We start from the raw sequence: 16,207 nt of genomic DNA, 5'->3' as shown, positions 1-16,207 counted from the left end.
CCCTTTGACAAAAATGAACCTCACTCAGGGAGCGAACATGAAACTTACAAACTTCCTTTCTGCAGCAACCTTGGCAGCAGTAGCGGGAACCGGGGCGATTGCCGAAGACAGCAGCGACCCGATCGTCATTCCAATTCACAACTGGTCCAGCCAGATCGTGATGTCCAACGTCGTCGGCCTGATCTTCGAGGAGATGGGCAACAACGTCGAATATGTCACCACCGACAGCCAGGCGGTTTATGAATCGGTCCGTCTAGGCGACGTCGCGCTTGAGATGGAAGTCTGGGAAGGCGCGTTTGGCGCATCCTACCGGGCTGCGCTGGAAAAGGGTGGTTTGCATGACGCGGGCGATCATGATGCCGTTACGCGCGAAGATTGGTGGTACCCGATGTGGACCAAAGACTCTTGCCCGGGTCTGCCTGATTGGAATGCACTGAACGACTGCGCGCACCTGTTTGCCACGGCCGAGACCGGGGATAAGGGCCGGTATCTTGATGGTCCGGTAGACTGGTTGAAGCATGGTAAGGAACGCGCCGAAGCGCTTGATCTGAATTTCACCGTGATCAATGCGGGTTCCGCCGCGGCGCTGTGGGCCGAGATTGGTGCCGCCGAGGCTGACAAGACGCCAGTTCTTGTGTTCAACTGGACGCCAAACTTTGCCGAAGCCGTCTGGCCCGGTGAGTTTGTGGAGTTCCCTGCTTGGGAAGACGGCTGCGACAAGGATCCCGCCAAGGGTCCGAACCCGGATGCGCTTTATGATTGTGGCAACCCGGCAAGTGGCTATCTGAAAAAGGCGGCTTGGGATGGCATGAAAGACAAGTGGCCAGCCGCGTATTGCGCCCTGACCCAGATTTCTTTCACCAACCCTCAGATCGCGGAAATGGCAAAGCTGGTCGACACTGATGAGCTTGAGCCGGAAGAAGCGGCGGAAGAGTGGCTGGACGCCAACCGTGCCGTTGTTGACCCGTGGATCAATGCCTGCAGTTGATAACGGCTAGGAATAGTGAATCTGGCGCGGCCTTGATCGTTTTGTGATCCAGGGCCGCGCTCAACAAGAAAGAAAAGCAGCCATGCCCGCCATCGCGCCTGTCATATCAGCCAAGAATGTCTGGAAACTGTTTGGACCCTCGCCCGAGAGCTATCTGAAGTCCATGCCGGCAGGCCGCAGTTTCGACGAGATCCGTGAGGATGGGTATATCGCCGGGGTCAAGGATGTCTCGATCGAGGTTGGCCGTGGCGAGATGCTTGTCATCATGGGGTTGTCAGGATCGGGCAAATCCACGCTGGTGCGGTGCTTTTCGCGTCTGCACAACATCACCGGAGGCACGATCGAAGTAGACGGTCAGGACATCATGAAACTCAGCGAGCGCGACCTGATCGAATTGCGCCGCAACAAGATGGGGATGGTGTTTCAGTCTTTCGGGTTGCTGCCGCACCGCACGGTTCTGGACAATGTCGCCTTCCCGCTGGAAATGCGTGGGCAGGATCGCCACGACCGGCGCGAACGCGCTTTGGAGGTCATCAAGCTGGTGGGCCTTGAAGGCCGGGAAGAATACTTCCCACGGGAATTGAGCGGTGGCCAGCAACAACGGGTCGGTATCGCCCGGTCGCTGGCCATCGAACCGGATATCTGGTTTCTGGATGAACCCTTCTCGGCGCTTGATCCGCTGATCCGCCGTGAAATGCAGGATGAATTCCTGCGCCTGCAAGAGATGCTGGGCAAAACCATCGTCTTCATCACCCATGATTTCGACGAGGCGCTGCGTCTGGCTGACCGGATTGCTATCATGCGCAACGGTGCGGTCGAACAATGCGATACTCCGGATCAGATCGTGATGAACCCGGCGACCGAATATGTGGCGAAATTCACCGAGGATATCGACAAGGCCCGCGTGGTGCATGCGAAAGGGCTGGCAAAACCAGTGAACGGCCATACCCTTGAAGGCGCGCCGATCAATGGCGGATCAACCATTCATGAACTGGCCCGGGTTCTGGTCAACGATAAACGTATCCTGCTGCCGGTTGCGGATGAAACAGGCGTTGTCACCGGCGTTCTGGATCGCGATGCCGCGTTGAATGTTCTGCTCGGAGCCGAATGATGGCGACGCTGTCCACCGAGTTACCGGACACGGCAGACAGTGTGTGGGGGCGCACCAGAGTCCTTACCGCACTTCTGATCACAGCCTTTGCGCTGATCCTTGCCAAGGCGATCGGAATTCTCCCTGAATGGTTGAACCGCATTCCCGAGGCGGCAATCCCGCCAACGGCGCAGGTTCTGGATGCAGTCTTCGACTTCATCCAAAATGACCTTGGTCTGATCTATGTGACCCGCTTTATCGCCGAAGGCCCGTTGGAAATCCTGTTGGATATGTCGGCCAACCTGCTCGAAGGCAAGCGCCGCTGGCCTTATCTGGGCCCAATCCCGTGGTCAGCAATCGCTGCTGTTGCTGCTGTTGTGGGCTATGCCGTGGGGGGGTGGCGGCTGGCGGCTCTGGGTGCGGGTACGTTTATCTGGACCGCTGCAATCGGCCAGTGGAACATCGCCATGCAGACCATGTCGGTCATTGTAGTGGCGGCGCCGCTGGCGTTTGTGCTGGGCCTGGTGCTGGGCATCGCCGCCTGGAAATATGGTCGGTTCGAGCGGGTGCTGAAACCTATCCTGTCCGTTCTGCAAACCCTGCCTTTCTTTACTTATCTCTTGCCAGCGGTGATCTTTTTCAAAGTCGGACCAACTGCGGGGGCCGTGGCTACAATCACCTTTGCCATCCCGCCGATGATCCTGATGACCACACTGGGTCTGAAGAAAGTCAGCCCCGAAGTGATCGAAGCCGGCCAAATGTCCGGATGTACACGCTGGCAAATGCTGCGGCATGTATATGTCCCAGCCGCCCGCACCGAAGTGCTGGTAGGTGTCAATCAGGTGATCATGCTGTGTCTGGCAATGGTGGTTCTCACCGCCTTTATCGGTATGCCAGGCCTTGGTGCCAAGTTGCTTGCAATGATGGGCAGCTTCAAACTTGGCCGTTCGTTTGAAATCGGCGTGACCATCGTTCTTCTTGCGGTCATGCTTGACCGGATGTCGAAGGCCTGGGTCGTCAAACAGCCCATTCATTTCGAACGCGGAACGCCATGGTGGAAACGGCATCGGATTCCCCTAATCGCAGTAGGTCTGTTCATCGGGTTCACCCTGTTGTCGCAAGTGTTTCCGATCCTGGCTGAAGTTGGTCGCAAGCAGCATCTGAGCCAGGGCAAGGAAATCGACGATGTGATCAAGTCGGTTCTGGCCTTCGATGTGATCAAAGGGACAACCGAATGGCTGCGCTGGTTCCTGAACGTCAAAGTGCTGATCCCGTTTCGTGATACTCTGCTTGCCATTCCGACACCTGCGTTCATCCTGCTGGTTGTTTCCTTTGCCTATTGGGTCGGAGGCCGCAAACCCGGTATCTATGCTGCGGTGTTTTTTACAATCGTCGCGTTTTCCGGCTGGTGGGATCGCTCGGTCATCACGCTTTATACTGTGATTTCAGCGGTTGTGCTGGCAACTCTGATCGGTATCCCCTTGGGTGTTGTTGCAGCTCGGTCCAACCGCTGGTCCAAGAGTATCCTGCTGGCCTGCGACACTGCGCAAACCTTCCCTAGCTTCATCTATCTGATCCCCGCGATCATGCTGTTCGGCGTCAATGACGTGGCGGTCGTGTTTTCCATCCTGATCTTCGCCGCCGTGCCGCTGATCCGCTATACCATCATCGGTCTGGGAAGCGTGCCGCCGGAAATGACCGAAGCCGCAGACATGTCTGGTTCGACGCGCCGACAAAAACTGATGTCAGTACAGTTCCCGCTGGCGCTGCCGACAATGGCCGTCGGGTTCAATCAGGCCATCATGTTCGCGTTCTTCATGGTCATTATCGCCGCGTTCATCGGCACGCAGGATCTGGGGCAGGAGTTGCAGCGAACACTGGCAGGCACCGAATTGGGTAAGAATTTTGTACTGGGTCTGAACGTGTCTCTGATGGCGTTGACCTTTGATTTGGCAATCAGCAGCTGGGCCGAAAAGCGCAAGCGCGCTTTGGGGCTGGATTAACCGGAGTTGTTCAGATGAACGTAAAACCCTTGTTTGAGGTACCGTTCGAACGCAGCGGGGTGCTGGCTCCTGGTCTGCCCATCCTGCCGCATGGCACAGAACGCCATCCGGTTCCCGCAATGGGATCGCGCGCCGTTCCGGTGTTCAAAGGGGACACGATCACATTGCTGGATCGCGACGGGATGCAGCCCGCGGAGATGGTATTTTTTGCCCCCGACCGAAGCTCGGACGCGGCGATGCTTGGCGCGCGGGGACACGGGCGTCCCGACGGGGTAATCGCAACGCTGGCTAACGGTTCCGCCTCAGGCCGGAAGGTTTTGCGCGCGCTCGAGGTTGCGGGGTTTGACATCGGGCAGGGAGACGCAATACGCGCTTTTGCCGAAGGCTCGCGCCCCGGCGACATGATGCATTTCGTGGCGGAAAGCGATGGTCTTCTGATTGTCGCCGCGCCCGGCGAGGCGATGCGCCCGGAGAACAACAACCCTCCAACGGATATCATCCTCTATATTCAGCGTTCCGCGCCGGGTCTGGAAAAGCCGGGTGTTGGCGCGCCTGAGCCCTTGGCCGACCCTCTCAGGGACATCAACATTCAACCGGGAAACGCCATATCTTATGAGGTCAAAGCCGGAGAATTCATCCAGATTCTGGACATTCGCGGGCGCGAATGTTCGGATTTTCAGGCCTTCAGCCGCCGGGCGCTGGATCAGGGGATTGAGCGCGAAATCGATCCGACGACAACCCGCAGCCTGATGGGCAGCCTGTACCCGCAACCGGGGATATTTTCGAAATACTGGTCCGTCGATCAGGAGCCCTTGATCGAAATCGTGCAGGACACTTGCGGTCGTCATGACACGTTTGGCCTTGCTTGTACGGCGCGGTACTACGAAGACCTTGGTTATCCCGGTCACGTAAACTGTTCGGACAATATTAACAAAGATCTGGACCAGTATGGCATCAAGCCGCGCGGCGGCTGGCCTGCGATCAACTTCTTTTTTAACACGATGCTGGATGACGCCAATGCCATTGGCATGGACGATCCCTGGTCGCGACCGGGTGACTTCGTGTTGCTGCGCGCGCTGACGGATCTGGTTTGCATCAGCACGGCATGTCCCTGCGACATCGATCCGGCAAACGGATGGAACCCGACCGATATTCAGGTGCGAACGTACAAGGCGACCGAGGATTTTCAACGATCCTACGGCTATAGAAAATCTGCGGAGGCGGATGTGGAAGAAACCAAAAAAACTGCATTTCACGACTGCTTTGCGCGGCACACCCGGGATTTCGTCGAGTATAACGGCTATTGGCTGCCGAACACGATGACCAATCATGGCGCGATTGCCGAATACTGGGCCTGTCGGGACAAGGTTGCCGTCATGGACCTGAGCCCGCTGCGAAAATACGAGGTCGTCGGACCCGATGCAGAAGAGCTGATGCAGCTATGCGTGACCCGCAACATGAAAAAGCTAAGCGTCGGTCAGGTCGTCTATACCGCAATGTGTTATGAGCACGGCGGGATGATTGACGATGGCACCGTCTATCGTCTGGGTGAGACAAACTTCCGCTGGATCGGAGGGAATGACACCAGTGGATTGTGGCTTCAGGAACAAGCGCAAAAACGCAACTTGAATGTCTGGGTGCGCAATTCGACGGATCAGCTGCACAACATCGCGGTTCAAGGGCGGCACAGTCGCGACATCCTCTCGCAGATCTTCTGGACCCCCCCCCAGCAGCCGACCATTGAAGAGCTACCCTGGTTCCGGCTTACAGTGGCCCGGGTCGGAGATATGCGCGGAACTTCGGTCGTGATTTCCCGGACCGGATATTCCGGCGAACTAGGGTACGAAATTTTCTGCCATCCCAAAGACGCCGTCGAGATATTCGACCGTGTCTGGGACGTTGGTCAGAACTATGGAATTGCCCCGCTTGGCCTTGCCGCGCTCGATATGTTGCGGATCGAAGGCGGCCTGATCTTTGCCGGATCCGAATTCGACGATCAAACCGATCCGTTCGAGGCTGGCATCGGCTTTACGGTCCCGTTGAAGTCAAAAACCGATGATTTTATCGGACGCACCGCAATTGAGGAACGGAAGGCCCACCCTCATCGCAAACTTGTCGGGTTTGAAGTAGAAGGTGGAACCGTTCCTTCACCGGGCGATTGTGTGCGCATCGGAAAGGCACAGGTCGGCGAAATCACCAGCGCGATGAAATCACCCATCTTAGGAATGATCATCGCCTTAGGTCGTGTTTCGTCAACTCATGCGATCGTGGGTCGCGACATAGAAATTGGTCAACTGGATGGGCAGCAAAAGCGTTTAAAGGCGAGAATCGTTCCGTTCCCGCATTTTGATCCAACCAAAGAGCGCGTGAAAGGTGTCTACCTCGAAAATAGTTTTCCGGACGCAGCAGAATGATAATTTGATGGTTCCGTTGCAAAGATTGGGGTTGTTCGGAAACCCGCTTTTGTGCCGGTGGGTTAGGCCGCCATATTGCTAACCTCCTGATGGGTATTGCCAAGTTGTTCGTCTGTCTTGACCGGGCTATCCGCGGGTCATGAACAATCCGACCAATATGCCACGCCTAAAAGGGTTCCGCTATCCTCGTGAGATCATTGCTTATGCAGTCTGGGCGTACCACCGCTTTGCACTGAGCACGGCGGATGTTGAGGACCTGTTGGCAGCGCGGGGCGTGATTGTAAGCCGGGAAGCGATCCGGCTATGGGTCAATCGGTTTTGGCAGCATTTCGCAGACTGCATCCGACGAGATCGTCCGCGGCCAAACGACAAGTGGCACATGGACGAAGTCGTGATTTCGATCCGTGGCAGAAAACACTGGCTATGGCGCGCCATCGACGCAAATGGTGATGTCCTCGACATTCTCGTACAAACACGTCGGAACGCAAGGGCTGCAAAGCGGTTCTTTCAAAGGCTGGTGGCCCAATTTGGTGAACCGAGGGTCGTAATCACTGACAAGTTGCGCAGCTACATCAAGCCGATCAATAAGTTGGCTCCGGACGCCGACCATCGCGCCCACAAAGGCCTGAATAACGCAATCGAAGTGTTGCACAGGCCGACACGGAAGCGAGAAAAAATGTTTGGGCGGTTCAAATCACATCCGCAAGCCCAGAGGTTTCTGTCTGTGCATGAGCAGATCAACTTAATCTTCCGCCCCCGCCGATACCAACTCACCGCCATCTCATACCGCCACGCACGGGCTGATGCATTCACACTCTGGGATGAATACACCGCAGAAATGACAGCCTGAGCGCGGAACAAAATCACTTTTCATGCATCCTCAAACAACTTGGCAATACCCCACCAACAGATCACTAACTGTTTCGGTCAAAAGGACCGGAGCCAACGCTGGCTTCGCTGGCTGGTTGGACAAAAACATGGCTGAAATTATCAAGCGCTCACACGCTGAGTTTACAGCTGTAAACGCCGAGAAAAAGAACTGAGGACGAGCAGAAAGGAGGAAGGCAAACAAACAAAACCCCCGAAACCGGAGCTTCGAGGGCTGCTGCGCAAAGCGCAATTCTTAGATTAGACACCTAGAATCTAGCAGCACCCGAATCGCCACACAAGAAAAAACGCTCTTGAGCGAACGGGTAATTTTTGTCTGCCGATAGATAATCATGAAAACACTAACAGCATTGGCTCCAAATGGAGCAACCTTGTCGGGAACGGCAGGGCAGGGGAGTTGTACGCCCAAAAAATGGATACTTCTTCGCGCGGTTGAAGAGGCCAGAGAACCTCTTGGCTTAAAATCTACAACTCTCAATGTCCTGAGAGCGATGATTTCCTTTGTGGGCGGTGATCAGATTACAGTGGACCAAGATGATCATCACATCTGTTTCGCGTCCAACGCGGCAATCGCCAAACGAACTCATGTCAGCGTGCAGACTGTTGAGCGTCATATCTCGACGCTGGTTGAGCTTGGACTTATTCGTCGCATCATGAGCGCAAACGGCAAGCGATGGGCGCGCCGGGATCGACAGGGCAGGGTGGTCACCGCAACTGGGCTCTCCTTGATGCCTTTGTCTGAAAGGCATGCAGAGTTCATCCAGGAAGCCCAGAGGCATGCTGATCGCGTTCTCGAGTTCACTGTACTCCGTGACAAGGTTTCCGCCGCTCTGGCGCGCCTTAGAGAACTTGTAGCAAATGACACCGCGATCTCTGATTTGATGACCACTGTACGCAATGCTCTGCGTCGCAAACCAGATGCGAATATACTCAGCGAGCTGTTGGCAGAAATCTCTGTGGAAATCTCCGAGATAACACAAACTGATGCAGAAAATTTGAGGGCCAGTAACAGTGAAATTGAGGGGCACAAAGAGAACTCTTTGAATCCGAAAGTTAAGAAAGAAAAACTTTCTCAGATTCAGGTTTCTCCAGATCAAATGGAGCGCAGTTTTCCACGGCTATGCTCAGAACTACGCTTTGCTAAAGATCAGCACCACTGTGATCGGCTTATGGATGATATCGCCGAGTACCTGCGGCTTGGCCAAACCTGGTATGCAATGAAATCAACGTTTCGCCCAGCTATTCGCTTCATCGTTCTCGGATACATCTTCCAACGTGCTGAAAACATACAATCTCCAGGGGCTTACCTGATTTCATTGCTGGCTAAAATCCAAAAGGGAGAACTGTCCCCAAAGGCAATGCTCTCGCGGTCCTCCAATGCCACGTAAATTTCAGGAAACAAGACAAGTTTCACCGTTTTCAGATTACACGTCCAATCGATGATCGGATCGAAAAGTTTGAAAAAGGTGAGCTATAGGATTGACCTCTATAAATCACATATCCATAAGTAGTGAGTTATAGAAAGGAGGCTTATACCTCACGATGTGGAACTGGCAGTACCCTGATTGGCCGACCTTTCGTTACGATGCCGCAAGACTCGAACCATACGAGCAACAGTTCCTGTTGTCCTCAGGGGAAGTTCTTGGAGCTGTTCATCATGTGAACACATCGGATCGAGATCAATTGCGTATCGACCTGCTAAGCGAAGAAGCGATGAAAACCAGCGCGATCGAAGGTGAGATGCTGGATCGTCTCAGCGTGCAATCTTCCTTGCGTCGGCATCTTGGACTGGCTCCCGACAGCTATCCATCCAAACCGCGCGAGCAGGGCGTTTCTGAAATGATGGTGGATGTTTATTCCAATTATTCGGAACCACTGTCACACGACACTCTGTTTCGGTGGCATGACATGCTTCTGTCCCATGACAGGCATCTGGAAAGGATTGGAGCATACCGAAGCCATGAGGATGCGATGCAAATCGTCTCAGGCAGGCTCGACCGCCCAACGGTGCATTTCGAAGCGCCACCTTCACATCAGGTTCCGGCTGAAATGGACCAGTTCGTAACCTGGTTCAACCGGACCGCACCGGATAGTCCCGAACCATTGCGCGCACTGATCCGGGCCGGTTTGAGCCATCTGTATTTCGAGAGCATTCACCCCTTTGAGGACGGCAATGGCCGGTTGGGTAGGGCGCTGGCTGAAAAGTCCCTGGCGCAAAATATTGGTCAGCCAAGCCTGATTGCCCTTGCTTTCACCATCGAGCGAGAGCGGAAGGCATATTATGATCAGCTTGAACGCCATCAAAAAACGCTGGACGTCACACCATGGCTTATCTGGTTTGCAGAGACCGTACTTACAGCGCAGCAGGTGACTCTTGAGCGGGTTGGGTTCTTCATATCCAAGACGCACTTCTATGACCGGCATCGCGATCAGTTTAACGCCCGCCAAGGCAAGGTAATCGCCCGGTTGTTCAAGGCTGGGCCGGATGGGTTCAAAGGCGGATTGAGCGCCGAGAACTATATCTCGATCACGGGAACGTCCCGCGCCACAGCGACGCGGGATCTGCAGGACCTGGTAGAGAAGGGGGCTTTGACCCGAACCGGTGAACTTCGGTACACACGCTATTGGCTAAAGCTGGACGGGTAGGGGGCTGAAGTACGGCACGAACGGCGGTCTCCGGACATTCGCCGCAGTCCCGAGCCAGCCTGGGCTTTGATCAAAGCCGACGTTCAAAAGGTGCCGATTCCGAGCTCGGCTCTGCATCGCTGCAAGCCCGCTCCGAGCCCAATCCGGCCGGACCGAAATCACAAGTTTTTCTGCTGCAGCAGGCCGGACGGAAAATCCAATCATAGCCCATCGTTGTCCCGCAGCGATGAAAGCGGACGCTCGAATTGGTCGCGGCATGCATTACTGGCTATCCATCCATCTCCAACGGAGGTCTGCTCAGTGATCTATTGTCTAACACCGACGTGGCGCTGGTACTCGTCGCACAATCTTCAGGCGACGCCATTCAGGCTTTCACTGGGACAAGTCGCGAACTCCGATACTTCCGGTGTTTTGGCCAGAACTCCCACGTTCGTCATTTGACCGGCATCCACTTTTCTGACGATTGACCCGGCCTCAACTTCCTCGACCGTAACGTTGAAGGGCAAGAGAAAACCACATTGGCCCCGGCGTTCACTGCCCGAAATGCAAGTTTCAGGTTGCTTGCCCCAAGAATTGAATAGCTGTGAAAGACCTCCCAAAGCTTCTCCACAAAAAGCCTTGTCGAGGTCGATGCGCGAAATGACCCCGAAGCCTTCTACAGCGAGCGTGGCAATTACCTTCTCGACCGCACCATTGAACGGACGGTCGAGGCTTACTGTCATCCCAAATTCCACTGCCCGTCAGCCTGCTGGCGTGTACCAGATGGGAGATGTGTAAGCACGCTCCTGCTGTGATGTCGGTGCGCCTTCAGGAATCTCGATCCCGTAGCGATAGGCATCGTAGACATACCAAGGCGGTGTGGGGATCTCCAATACCCGGGCGTAGTAGAAGGCCGGGCGGGCGGGATCGAAGTCCGGGTCGGTCCAGACGGTCGCAAGCTCGGATGCCCCGATCGAGTTGGCCCAGCTCGCCGTTGCCACATTCACCGTATCGCCTACCGCGGGCACCATGCCATCCGAGCCGGGGACGCGCCCGTCGGACCAGGCGACGTCGTAGACCGCCTCGCTGGTCGTGCCGTCCTCGTTGAGCCAGCCCTTCACGACCTGGATGCGGTCGAGGTTGGCGCCAATCGGATCCCGTAGCGCGGCCACCATGAATGTCGGCGCCTCGGCCCCATCAGGCGCAGCGGACAGATCAGCGCCCATGGGCACGCCTTTCGAATACCCTACGGTTGACGGAATACGAGATGCGATATCGGCCTCGTCAAAGTCCCAGCCACCGAAGAAACGAACCGATATTCTAGGGCCGGTCGTGGCGTAGACTTCCTTGCGCGCCATGGCGTCGAAGATGCTTTCGCGGGTATTCTCCTCGGCCCAGACCGCCGTGAGACCGGCAGCGACCATCTGCCAAGCGAACAGCTCACCGTTTTCATTCTTCATGAAAGGATGCTGCATCCGCTCTGCGGACGGCTCGTACCCGGTGTGCTTGCCAAAGAAATTCTCTTCTTCGGCGGTCACAAGACCGGTATGACTGTCTGTCGCGCCGCTGAACCCAAACTTGTAAGGATTTGTCCCGAACTCAGCTTCCAGCGCCAGCCCGCTCTTCAGCGCTTCGCGGGCATATTCTCGCGCCAGCATATCCTCGGTCTTGGCTTCGGATAGATCGAGGTTGCCGACATCCCAATTGTAATAGTCGGCAAACTCGTCATTCGGGCTGAGAAACGGGTGTGCCTCGCCGTCGCCCTTGATCTGAGTGATCTCATAGAGCGGTTCCCATTTGGCCCGGGCTTCAACGTACTCTTGAGTCACAGGCGAGCCGTCGAACCGGATGTCGATCGGAAACATTACGCCGTTGGACAGGTTGCCGTTGTGTGCAAGTGCCAGCACCGCGCCGTTGGTCTTCTCCTCGTAGGCCTCGAGATAGGCATAGAGATCCATGGGATCGGGACTGCCCCAGGGCGGCGTCATCACCATGGGAACAACTTGCCCAACGCGGTCCGGCCCATCGCGGAAAATCACGTTGCGGTGCATGTTGTTGCCCGCGACGAGCGAAGTCCATTCGAACCCGAGCATTGGGGTAAAGATGCCGGGCTCGTAGAAGCGCTCGGCGGTCTTGAGGTTGTCCGACCAAATCGTTGCGAACCTTCGCGAGCCGGGCATGTAATTGTTGAACATTTCCTCTTCGATGGCGCCCTGAGAAACGCTTCCGATCAGGTCAAGCGCTGTATCCACTGCTGTCTGTCCGCCCGCGCGGAACCCGTCGGACCAACGTTTGCCCTGTTCATAGCGCGTAACCGACGGATTGCCTGCAAGAGCGTCGAAGATCATGCCCATACCGTCCGAGTGATCTGCAATAACCAGCCAGTCTAATGGGCGCGACAGGCGAACAGGCTGGCCAGAGGACGCGATGATCTCTTCTCCGCGCGCAAAACGATAAGCATCCTCATGGTCAAGGCGCGCACCGAAACCTCCGGCGTCCATGGATTGTCCCGTATGAAGATGCGTCTCTCCCCAAAGTGGCCGTTCCGGGAAAGTTCGACCAGCATAGGGTGAATAGGCCGGCGCTGGATAGGTATCGGCGAGCTGTTCCGAAGCTGGGGTCCATTCCTGCGCATGGGCTGGCATTGCCGTAGTGAGGACAGTCGTTGCGAGCAAGGCAATCGCGTTTTTTACGGCGGCGTGTCTCTGCTGTTCCATGTCTTCTCCTCCCAACGCTTCTGTTTTAGCATAAAACCATATTTTAGCGGTTTGGTCGAACAGTAGCTATGACCGAGATCAAACGGACGTCGTGCTTGGTATAGAGATTTGGCGCGGGCAATCTGGCCTGATTAAGGGCGCCTGTTTGGTGTCAAAGCTTCCGTGCCACGATACCCTTGCTCATCGTAGAATGCATGGAATCCGGCGGCAAGCGTCGCGAGGTTGGCGATTGTATATGCCTCAAGATTACTTGGGTTTTGTGTAATAGCTTGCAATCACATCGCCGACCGTAGAGCTTACCCCCTTGTGGCGACTGATACCCGAAGGCCTGATGATACGCATGCGCACGCTTCTTCTTTCCCCGCTTGTCCATTTCTTCGCGCTTGGTGCCCTGATCTTTGCCGCATACGCGGCGATCGAGGATGAGCCAGTTGCGCTCAGCCCCGATATGATCAGCTTGACCGAGAGCGAGGCAAACCGACTGGTGCAGAACTTCATTGCCACCTGGAACCGCCCCCCCACGATCCGGGAGTTGGAGAACTTGATGCAATCGTGGGCGCTGGAAGAGGCCTATGTCCGCGAGGCGCTGATCCTCGGACTTGATCAAGGCGACGTGGTCATACGCCAGCGATTGAACCAGAAGATGAAGTTCCTCGCAGAATCCGGCGCCGCGATGGTGGAACCAGATGAGGCCATGCTTCAGACGTATCTGGACCAAAACCCGGAACGGTTCACGCAAACCGCTCGAATGGCTCTGGAACAGATCGTTGTGCCCGGAGATCGGGATACCTTAGAACTTCTGGCGCTGCTGGAGAACGGTGCCGACCCGGCGACGCTGGGACCGGCTACTCTACTGCCACAGTCCTTTCCGATAACGCCTTCGCCGGTGATCGACCACACATTTGGAGAGGGGTTCCACGAGGCGCTGGCGGACCTGCCGGTCGGAAAATGGCAGGGTCCGGTCGAGAGCGGCTATGGCCTGCATCTCGTGCGGGTAATCGAGAGAATGGACGCCGTGCTGCCACCGCTGTCCGAAATCCGCGACCGCGTAAAGGCCGAATGGCTCGCCGCTGAGACAAAGAAGATGCGCGAAAGCTTCGGTCAAGCGCTGCTGGATCGCTACACCATTATCTTGCCCAACGCCGAAGAGGTGTTGAACAGATGAAACGGCTGCTGTTACTTCTGCTCGCCATTTCCGCCATCTGTCTGCCGGGATACGCGCCGGCCCACGCGCTTGATCCAGGGTATCTCGATCTCGCGTCCATGGGGCAAGAGCGCTGGCGCGTGACCTGGCGCGCACCTGACGTGAACGGTCGAATGATGCCCATAGAGGCTCGCCTGCCAGGGAACTGTTCACATGAGCCGCCTCCGTCACCGTCCTTTGATGGACGTGCCTGGACAACCGCATGGGTAACCACCTGTCCAGGAGGCCTTGAGGGCGGTGTGATCGAGATCGTCGGGCTGGAGCAGACCAGAACGGAAACCTTAGTGCGGTACGAATTGGAACCCGGACAGACGCAGGTGCGTCGCCTGACATGGACCGAAACCGCATTCACTGTACCTGAGGATCCTGGGGTTCTTGACATCCTTTCGAGCTATGTCGCGCTCGGAGTGACACACATCCTCGAAGGCCTTGATCACCTGCTTTTTGTCTTCGCGCTTGTGCTGCTGATACGCGATCGCAGTCGGTTGTTCTGGGCGATCACGGCGTTCACCGTTGCGCACAGCATCACGTTGGCTTCGGCCACTCTCGGCTGGCTGAACCTCCCTCCTCCACCTGTCGAGGCCGTGATTGCGCTTTCAATCGTGTTCCTCGCCCATGAGCTATCGCTTTCACCGGAGAACCGTGACCCGTTGGCCGTGCGTTTCCCCTGGATCGTCGCTTTCGCATTCGGCTTGATACATGGTCTGGGGTTCGCCGGGGCACTGAGGGAGATCGGCTTGCCTGAAGGGGACATTCCACTGGCCCTGTTTGCTTTCAACGTCGGGGTAGAGCTTGGTCAGATCCTGTTTATCGTTGTGGTACTGACCATTGGGTTCGCGGCCCGGCTTCTCTATCCGGCAGTAAAAGAGCGAGCGGTCCAGCTTGAACACGTGACAAGTTACTGCGTTGGTAGTCTAGCCGCCTTTTGGGTGATTGAACGGATTGCGGGATTTTAAACAAGATTCGAATGCAGCGACCAACGTAGCCACTGATGCGCTCTGAATGACCGCTCTCTGGGAATCGCAGCTGCAGTGCGGCGAGGACTCCTTAGATCGTGCCTCAACCGGTGTTCCAATTTCGCTGCATTCGCATCTGGCAACTTTGCCCCGCTCTGCCGTCATTGCCCTATCGGAAATGCTGCGCGATGCACGAACGGCAGGTCTGGGAATCTGCCCTGCGGCGACGCTCGATCTAGCCAATGTCCGGATTGGGCCGTCTTCGATCATGCTTAGTGGCTCGCATAGGACCGATGTTGCACCTTTTCTGAGTTCGGCAGAGAGCCACGACGACGGGTGTAGAATTAATGACGGACGTCAGCGTCACAGGATTGCAGATCCTTGGAATCCTGCGAGGCCGGAAATCGTGGCGGGCGACCTGCAGATCTCTAGGAACCGCTCCATCAGCGCCGTCTGCAAGGCTTGGTGCGAGCGGGCAATCACCACCCTGTAATGGCCAATTTCTTCCTTGAGCGGCCGCGCAACGATAGGGTCGCCTTCTATTGTGCGGTTCTGTTTGGGGGGAAAACCCACAAGTGTGAACCCGAACCCCTTGCCGACATAAGCCTGGACAAGTTCACGCGATTGGGACTGGAACGGCACTTCTGGGTGAATGCCCGCGGCCTGTAGAAGTTGCAGGTAGCTGGGGCCAGGGCCGGCAGGTGAAACCGCAATGTAGGGCAGATTGTTCAGTTCGGACAGGCTGATCCGGCTTTTGGCTGCCAAGGGGTGTGTCGCTGACAACAAGACCTGAGGGGGAAGTTCCAAAAGAACTTCTGCATGGTGCCGCCGCTTGTCGAGCCCTTGGTCAAAGATCACCAGCGCATCCACCTCGCCCGCATCCAGCGCCTCTACCAAAGCCGGATAGTCTGCCTCTTTCACTTCAATTCGGACGCCGGGGTGGTTTTCGCGAAAAGCAATTACTGCGGGCAGGACGATCCGCTGCGCTAATGCATGATGGGTGCCAATGTGGATCCTGCCCGCCCGGCCTGACGCAAGATCTGTGGCCCGCCGATCCAGCCCAGATGCGTGAACCAGCAGCGCGTCTGCCTGTGCGACAAAGTCCTCGCCCGCGCGGGTCAGCCGCATGCCTTGCGCAGGAAACCGGTCGAACAGGGTCACGCCGGTGGCGGCCTCCAGCTTATCCAGTGCCGACGCGATGGCGGCGGCAGAGACATTCAGTTGCCGCGCCGCCTGTGCGATCCCGCCCTGTCTCGCTGTTTCCGACAGGTAGGTGAGTTGGCGAAGGGTGAAGCGAAACATCGGAAATACCTATCTTTGCG

General features: G+C 56.4%; 12 protein-coding genes. 9 read left to right on the top strand and 3 right to left on the bottom strand.

Annotation, left to right across the window (positions count from 1 at the left end; genetic code table 11):
* Positions 1–37: 37 nt before the first annotated feature.
* The 7 genes from ACR3FC_RS21365 (at position 38) to ACR3FC_RS21335 (ending at position 10,029) form a co-directional block, all read left to right on the top strand.
* Complete coding sequence (locus tag ACR3FC_RS21365; RefSeq protein WP_480478518.1) at positions 38–988, top strand: ABC transporter substrate-binding protein; 951 nt, start codon at positions 38–40, stop codon at positions 986–988.
* Positions 989–1,070: 82 nt separating this feature from the next.
* The gene (locus ACR3FC_RS21360) at positions 1,071–2,099 is read left to right on the top strand and encodes a quaternary amine ABC transporter ATP-binding protein (RefSeq protein WP_480478516.1); all 1,029 of its coding nucleotides are present in this window, start codon (positions 1,071–1,073) and stop codon (positions 2,097–2,099) included.
* Positions 2,099–4,081 (top strand): ABC transporter permease, encoded by a 1,983-nt coding sequence (locus tag ACR3FC_RS21355; RefSeq protein WP_480478514.1) that lies wholly within the window; start codon positions 2,099–2,101, stop codon positions 4,079–4,081. The genes ACR3FC_RS21360 and ACR3FC_RS21355 overlap by 1 nt, the downstream gene beginning before the upstream one ends.
* A 14-nt stretch (positions 4,082–4,095) precedes the next feature.
* A complete protein-coding gene (locus ACR3FC_RS21350) occupies positions 4,096–6,495 on the top strand; it encodes a trimethylamine N-oxide demethylase (RefSeq protein ID WP_480478512.1) in 2,400 nt (799 codons plus the stop codon).
* A gap of 139 nt (positions 6,496–6,634) precedes the next feature.
* The gene (locus tag ACR3FC_RS21345) at positions 6,635–7,345 is read left to right on the top strand and encodes an IS6 family transposase (RefSeq protein ID WP_480478510.1); all 711 of its coding nucleotides are present in this window, start codon (positions 6,635–6,637) and stop codon (positions 7,343–7,345) included.
* 370 nt (positions 7,346–7,715) lie between these two features.
* Complete coding sequence (locus ACR3FC_RS21340) at positions 7,716–8,771, top strand: helix-turn-helix domain-containing protein (RefSeq protein ID WP_480478508.1); 1,056 nt, start codon at positions 7,716–7,718, stop codon at positions 8,769–8,771.
* Positions 8,772–8,925: 154 nt separating this feature from the next.
* Positions 8,926–10,029 carry a DUF4172 domain-containing protein gene (locus ACR3FC_RS21335; RefSeq protein ID WP_480478506.1) on the top strand — a complete coding sequence of 368 codons (1,104 nt, stop codon included), beginning with the start codon at positions 8,926–8,928 and terminating at the stop codon, positions 10,027–10,029.
* Positions 10,030–10,379: 350 nt separating this feature from the next.
* Here the strand turns inward: ACR3FC_RS21335 and ACR3FC_RS21330 are convergent, their stop codons facing one another.
* Positions 10,380–10,751, bottom strand: coding sequence for a hypothetical protein (locus tag ACR3FC_RS21330; protein ID WP_480478504.1), 372 nt, complete (start codon positions 10,749–10,751; stop codon positions 10,380–10,382).
* 18 nt (positions 10,752–10,769) lie between these two features.
* A complete protein-coding gene (locus tag ACR3FC_RS21325) occupies positions 10,770–12,725 on the bottom strand; it encodes a DUF3604 domain-containing protein (RefSeq protein WP_480478502.1) in 1,956 nt (651 codons plus the stop codon).
* A gap of 340 nt (positions 12,726–13,065) precedes the next feature.
* On the opposite strand from ACR3FC_RS21325, the gene ACR3FC_RS21320 reads away from it, so the two are divergent.
* The gene (locus tag ACR3FC_RS21320; protein ID WP_480478500.1) at positions 13,066–13,890 is read left to right on the top strand and encodes a peptidyl-prolyl cis-trans isomerase; all 825 of its coding nucleotides are present in this window, start codon (positions 13,066–13,068) and stop codon (positions 13,888–13,890) included.
* Entirely contained in the window at positions 13,887–14,885 is a 999-nt protein-coding gene (locus ACR3FC_RS21315; protein WP_480478498.1) for a HupE/UreJ family protein, read from the top strand. The genes ACR3FC_RS21320 and ACR3FC_RS21315 overlap by 4 nt, the downstream gene beginning before the upstream one ends.
* 363 nt (positions 14,886–15,248) lie before the next feature.
* Here the strand turns inward: ACR3FC_RS21315 and ACR3FC_RS21310 are convergent, their stop codons facing one another.
* Positions 15,249–16,187 (bottom strand): LysR family transcriptional regulator, encoded by a 939-nt coding sequence (locus tag ACR3FC_RS21310; protein ID WP_480478496.1) that lies wholly within the window; start codon positions 16,185–16,187, stop codon positions 15,249–15,251.
* Positions 16,188–16,207 lie beyond the last annotated feature (20 nt).

Source organism: Ruegeria sp. AF3 (genome assembly GCF_056536285.1).
This window is presented reverse-complemented; position numbering and strand designations above follow the sequence as displayed.

Coding starts and splice junctions, on each gene's coding strand:
- ACR3FC_RS21355 (WP_480478514.1), top strand. CDS start 2,099: ATGGCGACGCTGTCCACCGAGTTACCGGACACGGCAGACAGTGTGTGG.
- ACR3FC_RS21345 (WP_480478510.1), top strand. CDS start 6,635: ATGAACAATCCGACCAATATGCCACGCCTAAAAGGGTTCCGCTATCCT.
- ACR3FC_RS21360 (WP_480478516.1), top strand. CDS start 1,071: ATGCCCGCCATCGCGCCTGTCATATCAGCCAAGAATGTCTGGAAACTG.
- ACR3FC_RS21340 (WP_480478508.1), top strand. CDS start 7,716: ATGAAAACACTAACAGCATTGGCTCCAAATGGAGCAACCTTGTCGGGA.
- ACR3FC_RS21365 (WP_480478518.1), top strand. CDS start 38: ATGAAACTTACAAACTTCCTTTCTGCAGCAACCTTGGCAGCAGTAGCG.
- ACR3FC_RS21350 (WP_480478512.1), top strand. CDS start 4,096: ATGAACGTAAAACCCTTGTTTGAGGTACCGTTCGAACGCAGCGGGGTG.
- ACR3FC_RS21335 (WP_480478506.1), top strand. CDS start 8,926: ATGTGGAACTGGCAGTACCCTGATTGGCCGACCTTTCGTTACGATGCC.
- ACR3FC_RS21325 (WP_480478502.1), bottom strand. CDS start 12,725: ATGGAACAGCAGAGACACGCCGCCGTAAAAAACGCGATTGCCTTGCTC.
- ACR3FC_RS21310 (WP_480478496.1), bottom strand. CDS start 16,187: ATGTTTCGCTTCACCCTTCGCCAACTCACCTACCTGTCGGAAACAGCG.
- ACR3FC_RS21315 (WP_480478498.1), top strand. CDS start 13,887: ATGAAACGGCTGCTGTTACTTCTGCTCGCCATTTCCGCCATCTGTCTG.
- ACR3FC_RS21330 (WP_480478504.1), bottom strand. CDS start 10,751: ATGACAGTAAGCCTCGACCGTCCGTTCAATGGTGCGGTCGAGAAGGTA.
- ACR3FC_RS21320 (WP_480478500.1), top strand. CDS start 13,066: ATGCGCACGCTTCTTCTTTCCCCGCTTGTCCATTTCTTCGCGCTTGGT.